The sequence below is a fragment of the Nocardioides sp. LHD-245 genome (genome assembly GCF_030929495.1).
Classification (GTDB): domain Bacteria; phylum Actinomycetota; class Actinomycetes; order Propionibacteriales; family Nocardioidaceae; genus Nocardioides.
The window spans coordinates 74991-94822 of sequence record NZ_JAVFWN010000012.1 but is presented as its reverse complement, the minus strand read 5'-3'; the positions used below and the strand labels follow the sequence as shown (position 1 = coordinate 94822).

27 protein-coding genes, 1 tRNA gene and 1 pseudogene are annotated in these 19832 nt (G+C 65.8%); 8 read left to right on the top strand and 21 right to left on the bottom strand.

All coding sequences use genetic code 11. From position 1 onward, the window contains the following. Window positions 1-67 precede the first annotated feature (67 nt). The 3 genes from RB608_RS18245 (at window position 68) to RB608_RS18235 (ending at window position 2202) form a co-directional block, all read left to right on the top strand. On the top strand, window positions 68-1408 hold the full coding sequence (locus tag RB608_RS18245; RefSeq protein ID WP_308089615.1) for an NAD-dependent malic enzyme: 1341 nt from the start codon (window positions 68-70) through the stop codon (window positions 1406-1408). Window positions 1409-1426: 18 nt separating this feature from the next. Then, a tRNA-Arg gene (locus RB608_RS18240) sits at window positions 1427-1502 on the top strand. Window positions 1503-1704: 202 nt separating this feature from the next. Then, window positions 1705-2202 (top strand): hypothetical protein, encoded by a 498-nt coding sequence (locus tag RB608_RS18235; protein ID WP_308089469.1) that lies wholly within the window; start codon window positions 1705-1707, stop codon window positions 2200-2202. A 33-nt stretch (window positions 2203-2235) separates the two neighbouring features. Here RB608_RS18235 and RB608_RS28330 read toward each other — a convergent pair. From RB608_RS28330 to RB608_RS18155, 16 genes and pseudogenes are all read right to left on the bottom strand, one after another. Next, window positions 2236-3261, bottom strand: a pseudogene (locus tag RB608_RS28330) (recombinase family protein); the annotation flags it as partial. A 32-nt stretch (window positions 3262-3293) separates the two neighbouring features. After that, window positions 3294-3938 (bottom strand): ImmA/IrrE family metallo-endopeptidase, encoded by a 645-nt coding sequence (locus RB608_RS18225; protein ID WP_308089467.1) that lies wholly within the window; start codon window positions 3936-3938, stop codon window positions 3294-3296. Window positions 3939-3990: 52 nt separating this feature from the next. Further along, window positions 3991-4341 carry a helix-turn-helix transcriptional regulator gene (locus tag RB608_RS18220; protein WP_308089466.1) on the bottom strand — a complete coding sequence of 117 codons (351 nt, stop codon included), beginning with the start codon at window positions 4339-4341 and terminating at the stop codon, window positions 3991-3993. 235 nt (window positions 4342-4576) lie between these two features. Next, window positions 4577-4846 carry a hypothetical protein gene (locus tag RB608_RS18215; protein ID WP_308089465.1) on the bottom strand — a complete coding sequence of 90 codons (270 nt, stop codon included), beginning with the start codon at window positions 4844-4846 and terminating at the stop codon, window positions 4577-4579. Between the two features lie 174 nt (window positions 4847-5020). Continuing rightward, window positions 5021-5380, bottom strand: coding sequence for an antirestriction protein ArdA (locus tag RB608_RS18210; RefSeq protein ID WP_308089464.1), 360 nt, complete (start codon window positions 5378-5380; stop codon window positions 5021-5023). Then, on the bottom strand, window positions 5377-6432 hold the full coding sequence (locus RB608_RS18205) for a site-specific DNA-methyltransferase (RefSeq protein ID WP_308089463.1): 1056 nt from the start codon (window positions 6430-6432) through the stop codon (window positions 5377-5379). The genes RB608_RS18210 and RB608_RS18205 overlap by 4 nt, the downstream gene beginning before the upstream one ends. After that, entirely contained in the window at window positions 6429-7388 is a 960-nt protein-coding gene (locus tag RB608_RS18200) for a replication-relaxation family protein (RefSeq protein ID WP_308089462.1), read from the bottom strand. Before RB608_RS18200 ends, RB608_RS18205 begins: the two co-directional genes overlap by 4 nt. Continuing rightward, the gene (locus tag RB608_RS18195) at window positions 7385-9553 is read right to left on the bottom strand and encodes a type IV secretion system DNA-binding domain-containing protein (protein WP_308089461.1); all 2169 of its coding nucleotides are present in this window, start codon (window positions 9551-9553) and stop codon (window positions 7385-7387) included. Before RB608_RS18195 ends, RB608_RS18200 begins: the two co-directional genes overlap by 4 nt. Further along, window positions 9546-9842 (bottom strand): hypothetical protein, encoded by a 297-nt coding sequence (locus tag RB608_RS18190; protein WP_308089460.1) that lies wholly within the window; start codon window positions 9840-9842, stop codon window positions 9546-9548. The genes RB608_RS18195 and RB608_RS18190 overlap by 8 nt, the downstream gene beginning before the upstream one ends. Window positions 9843-9997: 155 nt before the next feature. After that, window positions 9998-10186, bottom strand: a complete 189-nt coding sequence (locus tag RB608_RS18185; protein ID WP_308089459.1) for a hypothetical protein — start codon at window positions 10184-10186, stop codon at window positions 9998-10000. After that, on the bottom strand, window positions 10186-10752 hold the full coding sequence (locus tag RB608_RS18180; RefSeq protein WP_308089458.1) for a hypothetical protein: 567 nt from the start codon (window positions 10750-10752) through the stop codon (window positions 10186-10188). Before RB608_RS18180 ends, RB608_RS18185 begins: the two co-directional genes overlap by 1 nt. A 132-nt stretch (window positions 10753-10884) precedes the next feature. Continuing rightward, window positions 10885-11013, bottom strand: a complete 129-nt coding sequence (locus tag RB608_RS18175; RefSeq protein ID WP_308089457.1) for a hypothetical protein — start codon at window positions 11011-11013, stop codon at window positions 10885-10887. After that, window positions 10997-11314: a hypothetical protein gene (locus RB608_RS18170; protein WP_308089456.1), complete on the bottom strand. Its 318-nt coding sequence runs from the start codon at window positions 11312-11314 to the stop codon at window positions 10997-10999. The genes RB608_RS18175 and RB608_RS18170 overlap by 17 nt, the downstream gene beginning before the upstream one ends. A 3-nt stretch (window positions 11315-11317) precedes the next feature. After that, the gene (locus RB608_RS18165) at window positions 11318-11503 is read right to left on the bottom strand and encodes a hypothetical protein (protein WP_308089455.1); all 186 of its coding nucleotides are present in this window, start codon (window positions 11501-11503) and stop codon (window positions 11318-11320) included. A 1-nt stretch (window position 11504) separates the two neighbouring features. After that, window positions 11505-11822: a hypothetical protein gene (locus RB608_RS18160; protein ID WP_308089454.1), complete on the bottom strand. Its 318-nt coding sequence runs from the start codon at window positions 11820-11822 to the stop codon at window positions 11505-11507. 14 nt (window positions 11823-11836) lie between these two features. Continuing rightward, on the bottom strand, window positions 11837-12001 hold the full coding sequence (locus RB608_RS18155) for a hypothetical protein (protein ID WP_308089453.1): 165 nt from the start codon (window positions 11999-12001) through the stop codon (window positions 11837-11839). Between the two features lie 94 nt (window positions 12002-12095). On the opposite strand from RB608_RS18155, the gene RB608_RS18150 reads away from it, so the two are divergent. The 4 genes from RB608_RS18150 to RB608_RS18135 all read left to right on the top strand — a co-directional run bounded on the left by RB608_RS18150 (window position 12096) and on the right by RB608_RS18135 (window position 15022). Beyond that, window positions 12096-12914 (top strand): hypothetical protein, encoded by an 819-nt coding sequence (locus tag RB608_RS18150; protein WP_308089452.1) that lies wholly within the window; start codon window positions 12096-12098, stop codon window positions 12912-12914. Window positions 12915-13034: 120 nt separating this feature from the next. Continuing rightward, complete coding sequence (locus RB608_RS18145; RefSeq protein ID WP_308089451.1) at window positions 13035-13331, top strand: hypothetical protein; 297 nt, start codon at window positions 13035-13037, stop codon at window positions 13329-13331. A gap of 106 nt (window positions 13332-13437) precedes the next feature. Then, on the top strand, window positions 13438-14574 hold the full coding sequence (locus RB608_RS18140) for a hypothetical protein (RefSeq protein ID WP_308089450.1): 1137 nt from the start codon (window positions 13438-13440) through the stop codon (window positions 14572-14574). Between the two features lie 202 nt (window positions 14575-14776). After that, entirely contained in the window at window positions 14777-15022 is a 246-nt protein-coding gene (locus RB608_RS18135) for a helix-turn-helix transcriptional regulator (RefSeq protein WP_308089449.1), read from the top strand. A gap of 132 nt (window positions 15023-15154) precedes the next feature. Here the strand turns inward: RB608_RS18135 and RB608_RS18130 are convergent, their stop codons facing one another. Beyond that, window positions 15155-15778, bottom strand: a complete 624-nt coding sequence (locus RB608_RS18130) for a hypothetical protein (protein WP_308089448.1) — start codon at window positions 15776-15778, stop codon at window positions 15155-15157. 126 nt (window positions 15779-15904) lie between these two features. On the opposite strand from RB608_RS18130, the gene RB608_RS18125 reads away from it, so the two are divergent. Further along, window positions 15905-16219: a hypothetical protein gene (locus RB608_RS18125; RefSeq protein ID WP_308089447.1), complete on the top strand. Its 315-nt coding sequence runs from the start codon at window positions 15905-15907 to the stop codon at window positions 16217-16219. On the opposite strand, the gene RB608_RS18120 is transcribed toward RB608_RS18125, so the two are convergent. Genes RB608_RS18120 through RB608_RS18105 form a run of 4 tightly spaced genes read right to left on the bottom strand, consistent with a single transcriptional unit; the run spans window position 16183 to window position 19773 of the window. Then, a complete protein-coding gene (locus RB608_RS18120; protein ID WP_308089446.1) occupies window positions 16183-16695 on the bottom strand; it encodes a DUF1643 domain-containing protein in 513 nt (170 codons plus the stop codon). The two genes, RB608_RS18125 and RB608_RS18120, sit on opposite strands and share 37 nt — an antisense overlap. A gap of 26 nt (window positions 16696-16721) precedes the next feature. Continuing rightward, entirely contained in the window at window positions 16722-18089 is a 1368-nt protein-coding gene (locus RB608_RS18115; protein ID WP_308089445.1) for a DNA methyltransferase, read from the bottom strand. A gap of 5 nt (window positions 18090-18094) precedes the next feature. Further along, window positions 18095-18961 carry a ParB/RepB/Spo0J family partition protein gene (locus RB608_RS18110; RefSeq protein WP_308089444.1) on the bottom strand — a complete coding sequence of 289 codons (867 nt, stop codon included), beginning with the start codon at window positions 18959-18961 and terminating at the stop codon, window positions 18095-18097. Next, on the bottom strand, window positions 18958-19773 hold the full coding sequence (locus RB608_RS18105; protein ID WP_308089443.1) for a ParB/RepB/Spo0J family partition protein: 816 nt from the start codon (window positions 19771-19773) through the stop codon (window positions 18958-18960). The genes RB608_RS18110 and RB608_RS18105 overlap by 4 nt, the downstream gene beginning before the upstream one ends. Window positions 19774-19832 lie beyond the last annotated feature (59 nt).

The window sequence follows — 19832 nt, the reverse complement described above, 5'->3', positions numbered from 1 at the left end:
CCCCGGACGGGTCGAGACTGGGTCCGTGCCCACCAGGACTGCCACTGCCTCGTCGTACTCCATCACGATGCGCCTGTACACCACCGTCGACCACGGGGTCGTGGGCGAGGTCGCCACGGCGATCGCCGGCGCGGGCGGGATGGTGACCGCGATCGACGTCGCGGACTCCAGCGCGCACCGGCTCACCGTCGATGTCACCTGCTCGGCCGCGGACGCCGAGCACGCCGCCGATCTCCAGGCCGCCGTCGCGGCGGTCCCCGGCGTCGAGGTCCACAAGGTCTCCGACCGGACCTTCCTCATCCACCTCGGCGGCAAGATCGAGGTCACCTCCAAGGTCCCGCTCAAGACCCGCGACGACATGTCGCTCGCCTACACCCCCGGCGTCGGACGGGTGTCGATGGCGATCGCGGAGAACCCCGAGGACGTTCGCCGCCTCACCATCAAGGGCAACGCCGTCGCCGTGGTGACCGACGGCTCGGCCGTGCTCGGCCTGGGCAACATCGGCCCCGGCGCCGCTCTCCCCGTGATGGAGGGCAAGGCCGCGCTCTTCAAGCGGTTCGGCGAGATCGACGCCTGGCCGATCTGCCTCGACACCCAGGACACCGACGAGATCGTGCGCACGGTCGAGCTGATCGCGCCCGGGTTCGGCGGCATCAACCTCGAGGACATCGCCGCCCCGCGCTGCTTCGAGATCGAGGCCCGGCTGCGCGAGCGCCTCGACATCCCGGTCTTCCACGACGACCAGCACGGCACCGCGATCGTCGTGCTCGCCGCCCTCACCAACGCGCTGCGCGTGGTGAAGAAGGAGATGGGCACGGCGCGCGTCGTCGTGTCCGGCGGCGGCGCCGCCGGCACCGCGATCGTGAAGCTGCTGCTCGCGGCCGGCGCGCAGGACGTCGTCGTCGTCGACCGCGACGGCGCGCTCGTCGCCGACGCGCCCGGCCTGTCGGCCGCCCACCAGGAGCTGGCCGCCCTCACCAACCGCGAGCGCCGCACCGGCGGCCTGCAGCAGGTGCTCGAGGGCGCCGACGTGTTCATCGGCGTCAGCGCCCCCGGCATCCTCGCCCCGGAGTGGATCCCCACCATGGCCGCCGACCCGGTCGTCTTCGCCCTCGCGAACCCCGACCCCGAGGTCGACCCCGCCGCGGCCGCCCGCCACGCCGCGGTCGTGGCGTCGGGCCGCTCGGACTTCCCCAACCAGATCAACAACGTGCTCGCCTTCCCCGGCGTCTTCCGGGGCCTCCTCGACGCCCGGGCCTCCGAGGTGACGATGGAGATGATGCTGCGCGCCGCCGAGGCCATCGCCCTCGTCGTACGCGACGACGAGTTGAACGCGAGCTTCATCATGCCGTCGGTGTTCCACCCCGAGGTGCACCACGCGGTCGCCGCCGCGATCGCGGGACACTGAGCGATATCCTCGGGCCAGGCCCCCGTGGCGCAATGGATAGCGCAGCGGATTTCTACTCCGATGGTTGCGGGTTCGACTCCTGCCGGGGGCACCAAAGTGTTCATATCCGAACCATCGTCCTTTGCCGGGCGGTGGTTCTTTGCTTCCCACGAGAGACGCCCCTTGGGACGTTCGAGGCCCAGAACGGCCCGGCGGCGTAGATCCAGGGCGCGCCTACGGTGCTTGGCGACCATGACGTTCTCCCCCAGGTCTTCATCCTTGGTGGGGACAGTCTCGTCCTCGAGCGGTGCCGAAATGTGAGTTTGGATCTGCGCGTTCTGGTGCGCATTCCGTTCGTCCTCGAGATCGACATCAAGGGTGGGGCTGAGAAGCCTCTGGAAGGCTGGCATGACGTCGCTGCCGACGATGTCGTCGTCATCGATGTAGATGCGTTCGAAGACTGCCCGGTTCAGCTCGCGCCGGACAACGGGATCGGCTTCGGCGTACTGACTCTGTGGAGCGCCGAGCAGCGCCAGGCAGCGTTCGAGTCCGGCCGTCACCTTCGACTCGCTGAGTTCGAGGCGGGTGACCTCGTCCTCGATCGCGGCTCGCTCGGTGGCGATGCGCGCTTGCTCCTTCTTCAGTTCATGCTGGTCGACCGCGTCGGCGTAGAACGCCTGCAGCGCTTTCTCGCTCTCCCGCGCCAGACGGGTGAGGCGCGTAGCGGCCTCCTCACGGGACAGCGCTCGCATTGGTGCGATCGTCTCCACGTGCGAGAGCACGAGGCGCCGGATCTCCTCACCATGGCGTTCTGAGATCCGCACAGTCCCCCAGTGGCGAGCGACGAGTAGCTCCAGCTGATGAGCCTGAGCAGACCGGAAGTTGCAGCCGTTCCTCAGGTTCTTGCGGCCGAGGCAGCTGAAGTAGTCGTACATGGTGCCCTGGTTGTTGCGCGCCCGGCCGAAGGTCAGAGGTTCTCCGCAGCGGCCGCAGTAGAGGGAGCCTTTCAAGTAGTGGTTGTGTACGTGCGGCTTCTCGCCACTCTCGAAACGCTGCGTCCGCACTTGCCGCGCGCGTTCGAACAGCTCTTCGGCTATGAGCGCAGGGTGGCTGCCTGGGTACTCGACTCCTTCGAACGAGACCACGCCGAGGTAGTAGCGGTTCTTGAGGATCCGGTAGATATGCGAGCTGTGGATCGGGCGAGGCGGCTTGTTCGGTCGAGGGATAGTTCGCACCTGGTGGCGTTCGAGTTCGTCGCGCAGCATTGGCACCGTCCAGTCGCCGGACGCGTAACGTTCGAAGAGCCACGGCACCCAATGGGCGCGCTCGTCGTCGACGACAACCGTGCGCACCTCGCGGCCTTCCGCAGTACGCCGATGGACGTTGAGGTAGCCGAAGGGTGCCATGCCGGGAGTGCCACCGTTCATGGCCTTCTGGCGCATGCCCTTCTTTGCCTCGGTGGCGAGGTTCCGCGAGTAGAACTCGGCGATCGAGCTCATGATGCCGTGAAGGAGCATGCCGCTCGGCGTCTCATCGATGTTCTCGCTGCAGGACACGAGCTGTGCACCGGCGGCAGCGAGCTGGACGTTGATCTCGACATCATCGACGCGGTTGCGCGCAAGGCGGTCAACCTTGTGAACGATCACGTGCTTGATGCGGTGCTCGGCCACGAACGCCAGCATCTTCTTCAGCTCAGGACGGTTGGCGGATCGGGCACTTTCTCCGGCGTCGACGAACTCGGCGACGACGACCGCACCGAGTGTCTCTGCTCGGCGCAGGCAAGCGTCGCGTTGGGCAGGAATGGAGAAGCCCTCGGCCTCGCCGCCCTTGGTCGCCTGCTCTTTGGTACTGACGCGCAGATAGATGACCGCCATGGGCTTGACACCGAATGCTTCAGACGCGTGCATCATGCTCTCCTTGTTGTGTAGATGGCCCGGAACCGCTGCCCGCTTCCTACGGCTGTCGTGGTCGGGCGGGCGCAGCGTGGGGTTGGCTCTCTGTCGACGGCGACATTGAGGCGGGTCTGCGCGAGCCGGGCCTGGATGGCGGGTTCGCTGACGCCGAAGTGGCTGGCGAGGTCAGCGATCTTCTGGATGCCGCTGACCCACGCAGCTTTGAGTTCTCGTTTGCCGACGAGTGCGCAGCCTGCGAAGTAGTCGGCGGCTTTCTCGGCTTGCTGCTCGCCGCTGCGGAAGCGGTCGCCGGTGTAGAGGTCGTGAGTGCGACCGTGGTCGATGATGTGCTTGTACTCGTGCAGGATGGTGAAGCGCTGGCGGGTGACGGGGTCGCCCTTGGCGATCGTGATGACCCAGTGTTCGCCGTTCCAGTGGCTCATGCCGCTGACCGGGAGTTCGTCGTAGGCGACGGTGATCCGTGGCAGGCCGGTGATGTGGTGTTCGAGGATGCCGCGCTCGTCGGCGACGAGCGCAGCCATACGAATGGCTTGCTGCTCAGCGACGCGCAGTGCTTCGTCGAACGTCAGCGGGCGACGTGGGATGAGATGCCGGAGGCTCGCCAGTACTGATGGGGTTGTTGCAGTTGTTGATGTCATGGGAAGCCTCCTTTCGGCGCCGGTCTAGCGGCGTGTGATTGATTTCTTGGGGTCAGTCGGTCTCGTCTTGCCCTGGCGCGGGACCGTCGGCGTGGTAGCCGTGCTTGGCGGCGATGCGGGCGAAGCTGGCTTCGAGTTCGGCGCGGGCCTCGTTGGGCAGGTTGGCGTACTTGCTTCGGAGGTAGGGCGCGAAGGTCGGTAGCTGCGTCGGCCGGGCGTAGCCCGCTGCGACGTAGAGATCCGCCAGGTCCAGTTCGAGTGCGTTGGCGAGCGCGTCGAGCAGCTCGGGAGTCGGCGCAGCGGTGTCGCCACGCTCGATGCGACCGATGGTGGAGTCAACGAGTCCGGATCGGCGAGCCAGCTCCTTGACGCTCAGCTGCTTGCGTTCACGGGCTACTTTCACCAGCCGTCCTATATTTGTCGTTCGCTTTGCATTCATGATTTGGCGATGTTTCCTTTCGTTTTCCTCATTTTATCTCAGCGCGGCGTATATGCCGAGAACATTTCTGTTGTGGAATTCGCATTTCAGGATCTCCTCCCCTTATTCGGAAACGTTGTTTTTGGGGAGTCAGGGAGCCGCTGGCTGCGGCTCGACCTGACTCCCCGCGTGGGGTGAGCTGCGACCGTCGAGGTCGGGTTCAGCTCTTGGTGCTGCGGCCCCGGGGCGTGGCCGGCTTGGTGTCCGGGAACAATGCGGCAATGGCGCTGCGCTGTTCGGCGGCTTCGCGCTCGATCTCTTCGGTCAAGGCGGCTGCCTTGGCCGAGATCTCGGGGTTGGCGCTCAGCGTGGCGAGATGTGCCTCGATGGCGTCGCGGATGGTGTCCGTGACCGAGGTGCCTGCCAGCTTGGCCAGGATCGAGAGTCGAGCGTGCTGCTCGTCCTCGAGCCGGATGGCGAGGGTCTTCATGGCCCTTTCCTCCTTCCTGAGAGTTCACAGTCCGTGGGGTTGCAGCGCCTCCGAGTTGGCGCTGCAGTCCCGTTGGCCACCTCCTCGGGGTGGTGCGACCGGCGAAGGCAGGTGCCTTCACGGTGAGGCGGTCGCAGTCCCCCGATGAGGGACGTGGTCCGGCGCGAGACCAGGTCAGAGGAGCCGGGCGCGGAGGTCGAAGACCCAGACGCCACCGGCTGGGTCCGGCTCAATGTGGACCTCGCGGTTGTCGGTCCATTCGCGAGCCAGGCCCTGATAGTCGAGGAAGAGGTGTTTGGCGATCCAGTGTGGGATCTGCTGGGCCAGTACTTCGCCGAGTTCGGTGCTCGCCACGACGTCGCCAGCCCAGGCGGCGACGGAGTCGTAGTGGCCGCAGTAGGCGCGGTCGAAGAGCGCCAGGGCGTGGGGGTTGTGGTCGTTAAGCCGGGCCCAGGCGTCGTAGACAGCGGCGTGCTCGCGGCTGGCGGCCTCGGGGCTGCTTGGGGTTGTTGTGGCGTGTCGTTCGTGGGTCATGTCACCTCCTTTCCTGGTGCTTGCTGATTCGGCTCTGGCCGTCCACTGCGGACCTCGCGGCGGTAGCGGTCCAGGGCGAGCCGGATGTAATCGTCGCTGAGTTCGATGCCGAGCCAGTCGCGGCCGAGCTTGGCCGCAGCGATGGCCGTGGTCCCTGCCCCGATGAAGGGGTCGAGCACGATGCCGGGCTCGGCGTTGGAGGCGCAGCTACAGGTGGGGCGCGGTGGGGCTCGCCATGCCTGGTGTCCGTGGCGGATGACTGCGCGGGTCCAGGGAGCGCGGCAGCGGGTGCAGCGCATCCGTGGGGTGCTGGCTTCAACCATGCGGCGGGCGAGGCGTTCGGGGTAGGTCGCGAAGTGGGCACCGCGGTAGCCACCGGCTGGGAGTTGCCAGACGTCGCCGGGGTTCTTGCCCAGCGGGTGCCCGGCACGACCGGCGGCATGCAGGGCGTCGAGTCCTCGGTCGCCGTCGGCGTTCGGCCCGAGCCAGGCCGGCCGCTCTGCGGTGGGCGCCCGGCCGGCCCGACGCGGACGTAGCTGTGAGGTGTGCGGTGCCCGGAGGGCGTCGAGATCGAAGTAGTAGCGAGGCTGCCGGGTCAACAGGTAGATGATCTCGTGGGTGGTCGACAGCCTGTCACGGACGCTGGACGGGATCGGGTTGGTCTTGGCCCAGACGACGACGTTGCGTACGGTCCAGCCGTCGGCAAGCAGGCGGAGGGCCAAGCGCTGCGGCCCAAGCAGCAGGCTCTTGCGCGGTGCGCCCTCGCGAGGGTGGGTGCTGTAACTGTCGCCAAGGTTGAGCCAGATGCTGCCGGTGGGCACGAGGATGCGGGCTGCTTCACGGAGGACCTTCTGCAGGGCGTCGGCCCAGTCGTCGATGTGGTGCTCGAGGCCGACTTGGCCGGGATGGCCGTAGTCGCGCAGACGGAAGTACGGCGGACTGGTGACGATGGCGTCGACCGAGTGGTCCTCCAGCCTCTCAAGTCGGTCGAGTGCGTCTCCGGCGAGGATCTGGTTGCGCGGTGTGTGGCGTGGTCGGGAGCGGCGCTTCATGACAGCGGCTCCGTCAGCACGGCAGTGAAGGTCTCGGGGGTGGTGTAGCGGTAGAGCGCGGGTGTCAGACGCGGGCTGCGCAGGACAGTGGCGCGCAGTCGGTCGGCCCTCTCCGGCTTGGCGAACAGCCACAGCACCAACGGGAAAGTCCCGTTCTCGTGTTGCTCGATGCCGCTGCGGCGGAAAGCCTCGTAGTGACCGCACTTGCGGAGCAGCGTCGGCAGGCTCTCGGTGCCGAGATCGACCTCGATGAACCAGCGGTCGGTGTACTCGGCGGTCTGGATGCTGAGTGCGAGGTCGGGTTGCAGCCATCGCGGCTCGCCGCCCTGTCCGGTGTAGCGGCGCCAGCAGTCTGGTTCGGTCTGCACCGTGACGTCCTGGACCCCGGGGCGCAGGCGCACGGCGCGAGCAGCCAGGTGGGCATCCGCGACGGCCAGGCAGTGCGCTAAGAAACGCTCGGAGGGTTCATGGGTGCGGAAGGTGCTGCCGTCATCGCGAAGCAACCGGGCGCCCGCCGGGGCGAGTTGCCAGACCCGGGCCGCGCTCCCGGCTCGCACTCCCCCGATGCGCCGGGCCAGGGAGCGGATGAGCGCCAGGCGTTCGAGCCGGGCCAGCACGTAGCGCGCGGTGCGTGCCGCTGACTCGTCAGAGGCGTGACCGGTGAAGACAAAGGCCTGGACCTGGTGAGTGGTCAGGTAGCGGTGCTCACCGATGCGGTCCAGCACCTGGCGGTCGCGTTCCGGAATGTTGTCGGCGATCCGGTTGAGGACGTCGGCGTCGACGCGGCGGCGTTTGCGGGGCAGCGGCCCGGCGGCCGGCTCGGGAGGCAGGACGGAGCGAGTAGTCGTCCCCCGACGGGACGTGTTTACGTCGCTGACCTGCGGCGATGCCACGTCGCTGCTGAAGCCGAGCGGAAGACCGGTTGGAAGGCCAGCGCCTGGCGTATAGCCGCTCATGTCGGCTCTCCTTCGGTACCTGTCCGTGAGGTTCGGTGACGGGCGCGGCCGAACGACTCCTCGCCAGGCACTTGACTACCGCCGCGACCTGTGGCGGGTTGCCCGGCAAGGGTCAGCAGGTCCGCCTCGACCTCGGACAGCGGCTGTCCGTAGCGCTCCGCGGATCGCTGACGCACCAGCTGCGGATCCCGCAGCGGCGCCGGGAGCGGCGCCGTGGTCAAGCTGACCCACGGCCGGGATTGGTTGCCATCGAGCAGTCCGGCGTAGGCGTGGAAGGCCGGGAGCGCGGTGAAGTCCTCGGTCGCGAGCAGTCCTCCGGTCAGGCCGGCGATCTCGCGGGCGTCGGGACCGGTGAGCTCGAAGACGACACGGGAGCGAGCGTTGGCGGTGATGGCAGCCTTCACCTTCGGCGGCAACTGGCCGAGGTGCTGGTGGGCCAACGTGTAGCCGACGCCGAGTCCGCGAGCCTGGGCCAGCGCATCGGAGAGGTCACCCGGTAGGCGCAGGTAGTCCTGGAGCTCGTCGACCATGACCATGACGGGATGACGACGCTGAGCCGGAACACCAGCGCGTGCCAGCGCGGCAGCCCAGAGCTGGGAGACCACCAGTGAGCCGATGAGTTGCGCAGCTTCGGCACCGATCGCGCCTTTGGCGAGATCGACCAAGAGGATGCGGCGCTTGGTGAAGACGTCAGCGAGGTTGAACCGCGGGTGCCGTTGGCCGAGGACGCCGCGGACACCGGGGCGCAGCAGGATCGGGCGCAGTCGTCGCATGATCGGCGCGATGGCTTGGGTGCGCTCCGCATCGGATAGCGCCTCCCACCAGGCCCAGAACGAGCCGAGTCCCATGGAGTCAGCGCGGATCACCGGGCCGACGACCGAGCGTCGGAAGCCGTCGTTGGTCAGCAGCAGCGGCACCATCGCCAGCGAGGCATCACCGCGCCGGGCCAAGGTGGTCAAGCAGGCGTGGAGCACGTCCTGGACTTGGACGCCCCACGCATCGGCGTACAGCGAGTGGAGTACGCCGAGGGTGACATCAGCGGCGAGGTCCGGATCCTTTGCACCAGCCAGCCCGTTGATACCCACCGGGGCCGGGGACCTGGTGTCGAGGACGACGATGTCATCGAGAGCCGGCTCGTCAGCCCGGGCGAGGATGTCGTCGACCAGGTCGCCTTTGGGATCGATGACCACGACGCTGCGGCCAGCGTCGATGTCTTGTAGCGCCAGGTTCGCCATAAGAGTGGACTTCCCTACCCCGGTCGGCCCGATGAGGTGCAGATGCCGGAGCGAGTCGTCGACGGAGAGCGCGACAGGCTGTGTTGGCCGGGCGGTTGCGGTGCCAACGACGCGGCCGTGACGGCGCGCAGCCTTCGCCGGAGCCAGGAGGCATGGATGCGGAGAAGCGACGCCCGGGAGCGGCGCGGCCTTGGCGCTTGAGACGGGCCAGCCGGTCAGCGGGACCAGGTCGGAGACGCTGAGTGTGTTGGTCCAACGCCAGCTGGACCGGGCTTGGTCGAAGGTGGTCAGTGGTGCACCGACGATGCGCAGCCGCACACCCGGCGCTTCGAGTTGTCGCCAGGCGGAGACCACGCTGGCGATGAGGCTGCGCGAGCGGGCGGTGTCGCGGCTTGAGGCGCCGATCCGGACTTCGCACGCGAAGCCGTACTCTCCCGATTTCGCTGTCGCCTCACGGGGCGTCTGAGCGGGTTGACTGGGTAGTTGGTGGGGCCGACGACGCGGTCCGAGGATGATCTGTAGGTGGAGCAGTTCGCCCCGGCGCGTCTGGGCCAGTGCGCCGAGGAGCCCACGAGTGGCCGGTTCAGCGGCGTCCCAGCGCAGCGGTAGCCGACGGTCGCCGGCGACTCGAAGCCGAGCCGCTTGGTCGACGCGAGAACCGAGACCATCGAAGGTCGATGGCTGGTCGGGGCGGCCCAGACCAGGGATCTGGGCACCCAGCGCCGCCACAGCCCGCTTCACGTGGCGAGCGTCAGTACCGAGCTTCCACGTCACCACGCCGTCCCGGCCGGTCGTCTCCAGCACGATCTGGGGCTGGCCGCTCAACCCGGCGAGCGCTGTCAGGGCGGCGCGGGCCTGCTCGGCAGGCAGGGACCTCGGAAGGTCGAGGCGGGTCCAGACGAAGGGACCGGAAGCTCGTCGCTCAAGCATCGCGACGCTCCTGCTTCGGAGCCTCGGGTGCTTGTGGGCGCTGCGCTGCGGCGTCACGTTCGGCGGCGGCAGCGGCCATCGCGATGATCGCCCGGGCGATCTTGCGAGTGTCAGGCGTGGTGCGCTGCTCGGAGCGGATGGTCAAGCGACGCTCACCGCCGCGGCGGCGTTTGGTGGAGGCGCGCTGCTTGCGGGCTCGTTGCTGGTCGCGGCGTTCGGCGCGAGTCACGGAGACGTCCTCTGGCTCTCCGGCCAATGCTGCATTCTTGTAACTCTTGTTCTTGGGCATGACGAAATACACCTCCTTTCAGGCAGTTGATGACGTGGATTGGCAGCGCTGCGTGAATGCAGCGGCTCTGCCCTTGACTATGCGCTGCACGCATGCAGCGGTCAATATGGATTGTTCATTCCACAACGCCGACCGGAAGGCGTCATTATTTGGCGCTACCACCGCCGATATTCTCGTCGAATTAGCAGCGCAATCGCGGCGAGAATGCCGCACACCGCCAGGCCGACACACAGCCAGGCCCAGATGGCCTGGAGGATGAGCACCGCCCCGTACAGCGCCATGGCGGCGAGCAGCAGCCCGACCGCGGTATCGAGGAACCGGCTGCCTCGGGAGAAGTCGTCCACTACGACGCCGCCTCGACTCGGCGCAGCTCGGTCAGGATGCCCTCATCCAGTCCGAGGTTGATGCAGGTACGGGTGAACTCGCCTTGGTTGAACGGAAACCGGCCAGCGACGCCGAGCAGGATGACCTGGCCGAGGACGTCGGCACGGAACAGCTCGTGCTCCCTGGTACCGGGACCGAGCCCGGCTGCAGCCAGCGCATTGAGATGCCAGACCGCGAGCTCCCACTCGTCGGGCAGCGAGAACGACAGCCCGAGGTGGCAGTGGCTGACGTCGTGCCAGAACCGGAACGCGACGTTGTCTTCGGGCTCAAGGTAGATCGTGTCGTCGCAGAAGAGGTTGGAGATCGGCAACGGGTCGCCGGTGGCCTTTGAGTGCGCGAAGGCGCCGCGGAGCTGCTGGGAGGTCGAGGGCGCATCTGAGGTGGGGACCCGGCCGAAGCCGAACCGTTCGGCCGTCTGGTCGGCCCGCTCGCGGACGAACCGCGACAGGTTGATCCGGGCTCCTTGGGGGCCGGCCGCCGGAACGTACCGGGTCGGTCTCTTGGTCGTAGGCTTGTCAGTGGGCATGCGAGAACTCCTTGAAGTCATTCATTGGCGTGAAGGGTGGATGGGTGTGATTGCGGTGTCCGAGCGGCCTGGTCGGGGCATTGCAGTGCTTCCGACCAGGCCCACCCGACTACATGCGTAGACGCAGGGCAGCTACTTCTTCGGCCAGCGGATGAGGCGGGCGTGCTGGCTGTGCGCTCGGGCCTGGGCGCGTGTCATGTACCGGAAGCAGACCGGGCAGAAGGGCTGCTTCTTCTTCCGCAGGTCACGAACCCGGGCCATCGGGGATCACCTCCCCTCCGGCACGTGACGGGTGGGCTACTGGCGACTCGAGCGACCACTGCGCCGCCCAGTCCACCGTGACGCCGGCCAGCGCCTGGGCCAGCTCCTGGATCTCCGTGCGCACGGACACCGGTGCGACAGTCGCCGTCCAGGCGATCTCATCGACCACGACCAGCACCATCCGCGCGACCGTGCCGATGAGGGCCTGCTCCAGCTGCCCGAGCTGCGAGGACCCGTGAGACCGCATCTCGGCGATGCCGATTCGGTCGTAGGGGCCGGCCGCATCAGTGAGGGTGTCCACCGGTCACCACCCGTCCCGTCGCTGACGACGGGCCAGGTTGTCCATGTCCCGCTTGGTCTGCTTCGTGATGGCGCTGATCCGGGTGTTCTGCCGCTTCAGGGTGATCGTGTCGATAGCGGCCGGCAGGAAGAACCAAACGAGGCTGCCAGCGACAACGAGCGTGACGACGATGGCGATGAGGGTGTGCATGTCAGGCTCGCTTGTCGTTGTTCGCGACGGAGTTCTGGATCTCCGCGGTCAGGCGGGCGTGGTTGAAGAGCAGCCCGGTGATGGGTGCTTCCAGGTTGGGGTGCTCAGCCAGTACCTCCTGACGCTTCAGGTCGCACTGACGAAGCGACTCCATGCCCATCTGGGTGACGGCGTTAAGCGCGGCGACCTGCGTGATGGCCATGTAGCCATCCGCAACCACCTCGGTCGGCGTGCGGTCGCGGTAGCGCTCCAGTCCACCGCCACCACCGCCCATCAAGGCGTACTGCCGGTCGACCCGGTCCATGTGCTTGTTCGGCATGTTGAAATCTCCTCCTACTCGTTGGGGATGGCGTCGAGGTGATCCCGCAGCTGCTCGATCCACTCGGCGAGGTCTTGGGAGTGGATCTCCTGGTTCAGCACTGCACCCGCCGCCAGTCGGCCGACACGGGCCAGCGCGCAGTCGGCGGCGATGAGGTGGTCAAGCAGATCGGTGTGCATGAGCGGGCCCTCCGGCTCTTGGATGAACTCAACAGTTCGAGACTTGCAGGCTGCGGCATGGAGGTCATGGCAAGAATCTGCAATCTTCTGAGCCATGGATCTGCCGCCGTCGGACTTCTTCGTCCGTTACCGCGACCGCGAGCGGGAGCGTGCCGCGCGAACCCTCGAGAGCCAGCTCAGGGGCCTGTGGCGCTGCGCTCCGCTCAGCGGGACAGTTCTTGAAGACCACGCACAAGACATCACTTGGCTGCTCGGCTCAGGAAGTGGTGAGGTAGCACTGCATCATCTGACCGAGCTACTCAGTGGCTTCATCGACGATGAGGAAATCGCCGGACTCGCTGTGGCACTAGGTTTGCATCCGGCGGTCAGCACGGGCGACGTAGACGAAAGATTCAGCGCGTACGCGTTACATCTGGGAAAAAGCGGCGACTCAGCAACCGGTCGACGCCGAGCCAACCGGGGCGTTCAGCGTTTTGCGGAGTTTCTTTCCGTGATGGACCAAGGTGATTCATCCGTCGGAATCCTCGATATTGAGCTTGCTGGTTCCGAGGAAGAAATCGAAGCGCGAATGATCATGCACTTCCCTAGCAACCGAACACGCTGGGTCCTGCGCGCCCGATCCAACCAACTGCCAACCACAATCAACATTGCAAGCTCTGACCAACTTCCCGATAATCCTCCGGCGTGGCTTGAGCGCCGAGAACCTTGGGAGAGGAGGTGGCACGAATGGAAGGCCTTTGCGCTGAAAGGCCAGCTCGGCCAGCTCGATCGAGTCTCGCTTGAGATTGATTGGCTGGCAACTGTCCCGCCGCGCATTTGTTTCGAGCATCATCTACCATTTCCGACGAGCGTGACCGTAGTTCAGCAGGTTCGCGGCATTTGGATAATGATCTCCAAGACGAATCACGGTTGACATGTCAACCACTTTGTGATTAAATCTCTATACCTCCGTCGCTGGGATGAAGCGCACGGGCCGAAATCACTAGGAACTTGCGGCCCATGCGCTCCATCTCACAATTCAGGAGGAAGAACGATGGAAGATCGCGACCTGTCCCTTGAGGACGAACTGGCATCCGGTCAGTGGATGTGGCGCGTCATCACGACAGCGCTCGGTATGCCCGAGGCCGCCAACGATACCCGCGACTACTGGCAGAGTGTCGCCGATGGCACTCGCCTCCTTCTCGGCATCGCTTACAAGCTGGCGCATGAACTTGGCGAACACCATTCAGATTGCGATAGGCTAATGCCCGCCTCCACACGGGCATTGATTGGCCAAATCCTGGATCAACGCGAGGAGATTGAAGCCGCCTGGCTCGACCTCCTTAAATGAGAGCCCACCCGAAGTAGAGCCCGCTCCTTCGGGGAGGGCTCTATTTCTATTCTGCGCACAAAAGGCTTCACATGCCCTAGGAAGTTTGAGATAATTGCCATAAGCAATGAAAGACCGTTCGACTCTCCTCGCCCGCATTTATCGTCTCAAACTCCTCTTCATCGGAGCACTGCTCGTCATCCTCGGTCTTCTGACCTCGACGCTGGCAGAGTCGTTGAAGGGCCTGGATTCGCCCAGTCTGGTTGTTGCAGTGGTCGATGGCCTGTCCAGTGTCTTCCTCGTCACCGGTGCCATCGGAATTGCGGTGGACTTCTTTACGGGACGAGACAAAGAGGCAGCTGACACCGAGCGTCTGCGAAATGTCCTCAAAGAGGCCTCACCCGACATCAGGGATGCGGTCATTGCCGGCTTCGCAGAGACGCCAGACAGCATGCGTGGTGTTGCGACCACCGAGACACTCGACAAGTTGGCCACCAACGCGCTCGTCCTTCGCCTCGGTGACGAGCAGTTCGCGCGAGAGATCTACGCCGACGTGCGGGATCAGGCGATCCGGTCATCAGAGCGTTGGTCGGACGTCGACATCGACGTTCGGCTCTCAGCCCTAGCTGAGCGGAGCACCGAGGGTGCTCCTCGTGGGTCCGTTGGGGTGCCGCTGTTCGAGGTCATCGTGACCTGGGACTACACGCTCGTGCCGAGTGCTCGAGTGCAGAAGTTTGCCTGCGTCAGCAACCGCGACGAGTTCCACGACCTACTCGACGAAGTACCAGCGACATCCACGTGGTTCCTGTCTCCGAAGACCAGACTCCAGCCCACTGACAAGGCCGCGTACGAGCTTCTGCAGTTCAGCGTCGACGGAGAGCCGTGCTCAATCCGCCGTAGTGCGACCGAGACCCGTCAGACCTACACCGTCGATCTCGGTGAGGACGTCGTCCGAGCCGGCAAGCCGGTCAAGATCCGGCACACGCTGCGCACCGTCATCACTCGCGAGGGCCACTGGCTCCAGCTCGCGATGACACAACCGACGAAGAACCTGCGTCTGACGCTCGACTACACGGACACGAACATCAGCACCCTGCAGGTGACTGATCTCGTCTCCAGCGCGAAGCAGCCTTGGGTCAGCTACCTGCCCCAAGAGCAGTCGACCAAGGTTGTCTCGATCGAAGTGCCGGGGTGGGTGCTGCCCAAGGCTGCTGTCACGTTCATCTGGACACTGGACGGCGAAGTCGCTGCACCAGCTGCTTGATCCGAACCGGAAGGCTCGGCTTCACGTCCGTCGGAAAGAACCCGCCGCCGCCACTCATGTGGATCTCCTCGTTGTCCCGTGGCCGGCGCATCACAAGGAACGCCTGCACCTCCCAGTCTCTCCGGGAGGACGACGATAAGACCCATAGTCTTGGGATTCAAGGTCTCTGGATGGAAAGTCTTGAGACCGATGGGGTTGGGCCGTGCCCCGACCCGCAGGCAAGCCTCCACTGTCCTCGGCAACCGCCGAGTTCGGTGCGCGCGTGCGCCAACGCCGGACGGAGCTCGAACTCAGCCAGGAAGCCTTGGCCGACATCTGCGAGCTGCACTGGACCTACATCGGTCAGGTCGAGCGTGGCCAGCGCAACATCTCGCTCCACAACATCATCAGAATCGCCGAGGCGCTGGAGGTCGACCCGGGGCAACTGGTGTCCGGCTTGGCGGTGTAGCGGCGCCGACCTGGCCTACGTCAGCAGGGCCGCCGGCACGGAGAGCCTTCGGACGGGCGCGGGCGAGGCGGTGCGACACAATGCGTGCGCTGCGCCTGGCCTTGGCCAGGCTCGACGACAGCGGCTTGCGTTCTACGCGGAGCTGTCGGGCGGGTGCACCTTGACTGTCCCGTCGGCCAGCAGATCGAATCGGTTCTCCATGACATGCAAGGCCGACTCGAAGTCAAGGATCTGGCCCGGGGTACTCGCCGCACGACTTGTATCAAGCGAGAACGCTTCCGGTAGCGCTTGGGCCATCGCCTTGACCCTGGCGCTGGTTCGCCTAATCGTGACAACCGCTGTATCGAGCCTGTCGAGATCCGTGCTCAGGCTGGCAGCCAGGCCGACCTTTCCCGGTTTGGCCCGATAGCCACGCCAGGCAATGCGAGGCGCGCTCCCATCGCTCGACTCGATTCGAGCTGGAAGCCACCAATCGTGGATTGCGCGATTGCGCGTCTTGCCGGCGTCCTCCGCTGCTTGCAGCGCGGACGCTGCGGCGGCCTGGAAGTCCGCGCTGATATCGCTCTCCTCGAGTCGCGCCCTGATGTCGCCAACCAGCTTGCTCGTGCTGATCTGATTGTTGATCCGAAGGGCCGCCGGCCCCGGAGGAACGATGGTCTCAAGCGCCCAGCGTAGGGATATGTCCAGCTCTACGTGCGCGCGGGCGACGCGCCCTATGCGCAGGCACAGCTCATCGTCATCACTCAGGTTCGTCACGATCGGCAGCATGACATTAACGACGGCACCCTAGAGGGGGCGGCCCTTATCGATGCCTGGAAGCCGCCATGGAACCCGGCACGCCCGGTTCTCCTGCAGGCCACGTCCGCCTAATATCCTGACCCGATGTCCGATGACCTGTCCCTGTTCGGCGACGACGAACAACCGGGGCCGCAGTCTGTTGAGCCCGTCGCTGCACCCGTCGCCGACTGGCAGATCGCCCTCCTCCGGAAGGCGCTCGACGCTCGGGGCCTGACGTCGATGACGGACCGTCAGCGGGCCATCGAGGCAGTTGCGGCACGCCCAGTCGAGTCTCTGCGAGCGTTGACCCACGAGGAGGCCCTGACGGTGCTCACTCGCCTCGGACCGGCGCCAGAGACCCAGCGGTCGGGCTCGACGTGGGATCAACGCGACGAGGACACCTGGATCGATCGGCTGTGACGAGCGGTCGTAACCCAACACTCAGTCGGAACCTCGATCAGCACTTGCTTCAGCCGCTCCTCGAACGACCCGCCGCTCGTCCGCCCATACTTGTCGGACACGTACTGGTGCCAGCGTGATGGGTGCCTCGGTTCACCGCCGACCGTCCAGAACGCACCGATGCCGCACGACTCAGCCGTCCCGATCAACCACTCAACCTGGGCCTGCAACCAGCGCCGGGCGTCACCACTCAGGCCGGCGACGCCCCAGCCTGCGAGGAGACCTGCCGCGTCCTGCATCGAAACGTTCAGCTGGGCGCGAGAGGCAGCCCAAGCATCTTGGTCAAAGCTGTTGAGCTCAGCAACAGAAGGCGTCGCTGCAGCGCACAGGTTCGCGATGACAACCTCGTCGTAGCCGAGGAGCGTCGCAGCACGTTCGACGGCATTGCGGCTGCGCATTCCCGAACTGGCACTGGGTGGGTTCAATAGAACGGCCACCAGGGCGCCACGGCGAGTCGACGTCGTCAGCTCGCCGGCTCCACCGCGTCGCGCGCGCTCCGCACCCGCTCATGGGCGGCGTCAGGACCGCCGTCCTTCCACGGCTCGTCCCAGTCGATGTCGGTGCGACTCAGGTCGGGATCGCCGTCTTCGTGGGTCAGGACCAGCGCGCAGTCGCGGTTCGTCGCTTGGCCCTTGGTCTCGCCCCAGATGCGACTGACTTTGCTCGTAGCGGGGAGGTCGTCCTTGATGGTCTCGAGCAGCCGCATGCTCGTCCGACCCTTGATCTCATCCCACATCTGGTTGGCGAGCGGCAGGGCGTCTTCCTTGCCCGGATCTTTCACGTCGCCGATCACCAGCACCGCGATGCCGTCCTTCTTGAGCGCGCGCTGGATCCCGAGGGCCGTGCGCAGCATGAAGTCGCAGTACGAGCTGAAGGTGTGGCGGTGGTCGAGGACAGCGTTGAGCTTCTTCCGCCCCGCGCCTTGCTCGCGACCAACCTCGTCGATACCCAGCAGCCACAGCCGAATCCAGTTGGACTGTGCGTAGTTCACCACCTGGAGGTACGGCGGGGAGGTCACGACAAGGTCGACCGACCCCGGCGCAAGCTCCTTGCCGGTCAACAGCGTGGCGGCGTCCAGATGGTGCGCGACGCCTGCCTGGCCCAAGTTCTCGTCAAGATAGAGACGAGCAAGCTTGTCGCGCAACCGCTCGAAAACATCCTGGTCGAGCTTCTTGAGCTCCTTCTCGCGGATGAACTTCTCGACGTACGTCGGTGACATGCTGAATGTGTTCGGCATGCTGATGCTGAGGTATTGGCTCGTGCCGTCCCGACGCCAGCCGCCGTGCATGATGCCCGCCAGCGAGCCGGCCAGCATGAACTCAGCTCGGCTCCACGTCGTGATCTTCTTCGACAGCAGGCGGTTCCGGATAAAGCACAGCTGGGCGAGCGTGTTGTCGTGGTAGAGCATCCGGATGTCAGGGGAGACATCCAGTTCGCCCTGCTTGCTCGCCTTGAACGCCTTCTCCAGTTCGTCGACGAAAGCGTTGGCCTCCTCCCAAGTCGGCGGCGCGGTCTTGGCGCGCGAGAGCACGTAGGCCAGCGGGCTCAGGTCATTGGCGACGGCCTTGCGGCCCTCGACGCGCGCCTGAAGCGGTGTCGTCCCTCGACCGCTAAACGGGTCGAGAACAACCTCGCCAGCACGCGAGTACTGCTGGATGAACTGGTGAGCCACCTTCGCCGGGAACATCCCGTGGTACGAGCACATGGTGTGCATCGAGTGTCCCCAGCGCGAGCTGACGCTGTGCCAGAGGTCGCCGGACGACGTGGTTCCACCGTCCAGTGTTCCACGCTCCGGCGTGTCGAAATACGCGTCTTCGGACCAGTCAGTCATCACGCTCATGCTAGGTAGGCCTCAAACGACTTCGCCGCTGCCACGACCACCGGCTGCTTCGATTCCTTGGACACCCGCGACAAGTGGTCGCGGGCTTCCTTGAACATCTTCTGCGTCGCCTTGCCCGCAGCGCGCCGCAAACCCAGGTCGCGCTTGATCGCCCGGACGTCTTCGCCAGCGTGGAAGCACTCAGACGGCAGCGCCGCAGTGACCATCTCGATGAACTTCAGCGGGTAGCGCTCGGTGCCACCCAGCCGCGCAGCATCCGCTACAGCGGAGACCCAGACCTCGGGATCCTCCCCCTTGGCGAACTTGTCACGAAGCGCCCGCTCCAGGCCCTCATCCGTCAATCGCAGCCACGCGTACGGATTGGATGACGGGAACACACCAACATCCATCAGCTCGACGATGCGGGCGGCCAGTCCGCGGCGCTCCATGAGGCGCCACAGCCCCGTGTAGTTCCGGAGCGTCGCCGGCGAGACGCCGATGTAGCGGGCGATGTCAACCTTCAGAACGTTCTCGGCCTTATGCAGGTGCTCGACCAAGGTGGCGAGCTGGCTTGGGAGCAGATCCTGGTAGATGTCCGACTGGAAGCGGATCTCGTAGCGAAGGTCGTAGTCCAGCAGGTACGCGGGGATCGTCTGGAACCGAGTCGAATCCTTCTCCCGGAGCGACTTGACGGCGCCGAGTCGGAGCGCGCCGTCGATCACCAGGTAGCCGCCGTCTGGGCTAGCTGCCACCTTTAGCGGCTCGGCAAGACCGATCTCGTCGACCGAGGACCGAAGCCGGTCCTCGAATGACTTGGCGCTGCCTGAGCGCACCAGCTCCGGGCTGAGCGCCAGCTCGTCGGGGGCAACCTCGATGAGCTTCACCGGGCCACCACCTCGTAGGAGTCGCCCTGCTTCCGGACGGCCGTCGGGAAGTCCATAGCGAGCTGCCGGAAGCGCTCCTTTAGCGTGCCCGCCGGCAGGTCCGCCAGCGCATTGCACGCCCACTGAAACAGCGCGATGCGATGCCCGAACTGCTTGCGCCCCAGCTCGGTCAGTTCCTGCCAGCCAAGCGCGACAAACAGTGCTTCGACTTCCTTGGTCTTGAGCTTCAGGCCCGAGATCACCTCGAGGACCGCCTGCCGCTCGGCATGGTCGACGTGTCGAGCAATGACGGCATGCATGGCAAGGCTGACATCTCCGGCCTCCAGAGCCTCGACCTCGCGGGACGTCACACCGTCAAGCTGTGCGAGCAGGCGGCGCACGGTCGAGGGGGACACGCCGAAGCGGCGGGCAATCGCGGAGGTCTCTTCGCCGTCCTGGCGAGCGCGCTGGATGAGGAGTGCCCGATCGACCGGGCGCATCTTGAGGCGTGCCACGTTCTCAACCAAGAACTGCTGGACCTTCTCAGTCTCGGCGTACGTGTCGTCCACAACCATGGCCGGGATGGTCTCGACGCCCAGCAGCCGGCACGCCAGCGTGCGTCCTTGGCCCTTGATCAGCAGGTAGTCGCCGCTGCCGTCTGGAGCGGAGCGAACGGTGATCGGGGTCAGGACGCCGAACTGCTCAATCGAGCGTTGCAGCTCGCGGTGACCATCGCGATCGCGCTTGCGACCTAGGCCGTCTTCCGGCCGGATCCTGGCTACAGGCACATCGAGAACCGGGAAGGACTGGTGGTCCCGCGTTGGCTTGGTCATCGTCTCCGAGACCGTCGCCGTCCCCTCACGCGCCGCTACCACCCGTGCCCACCACCCTT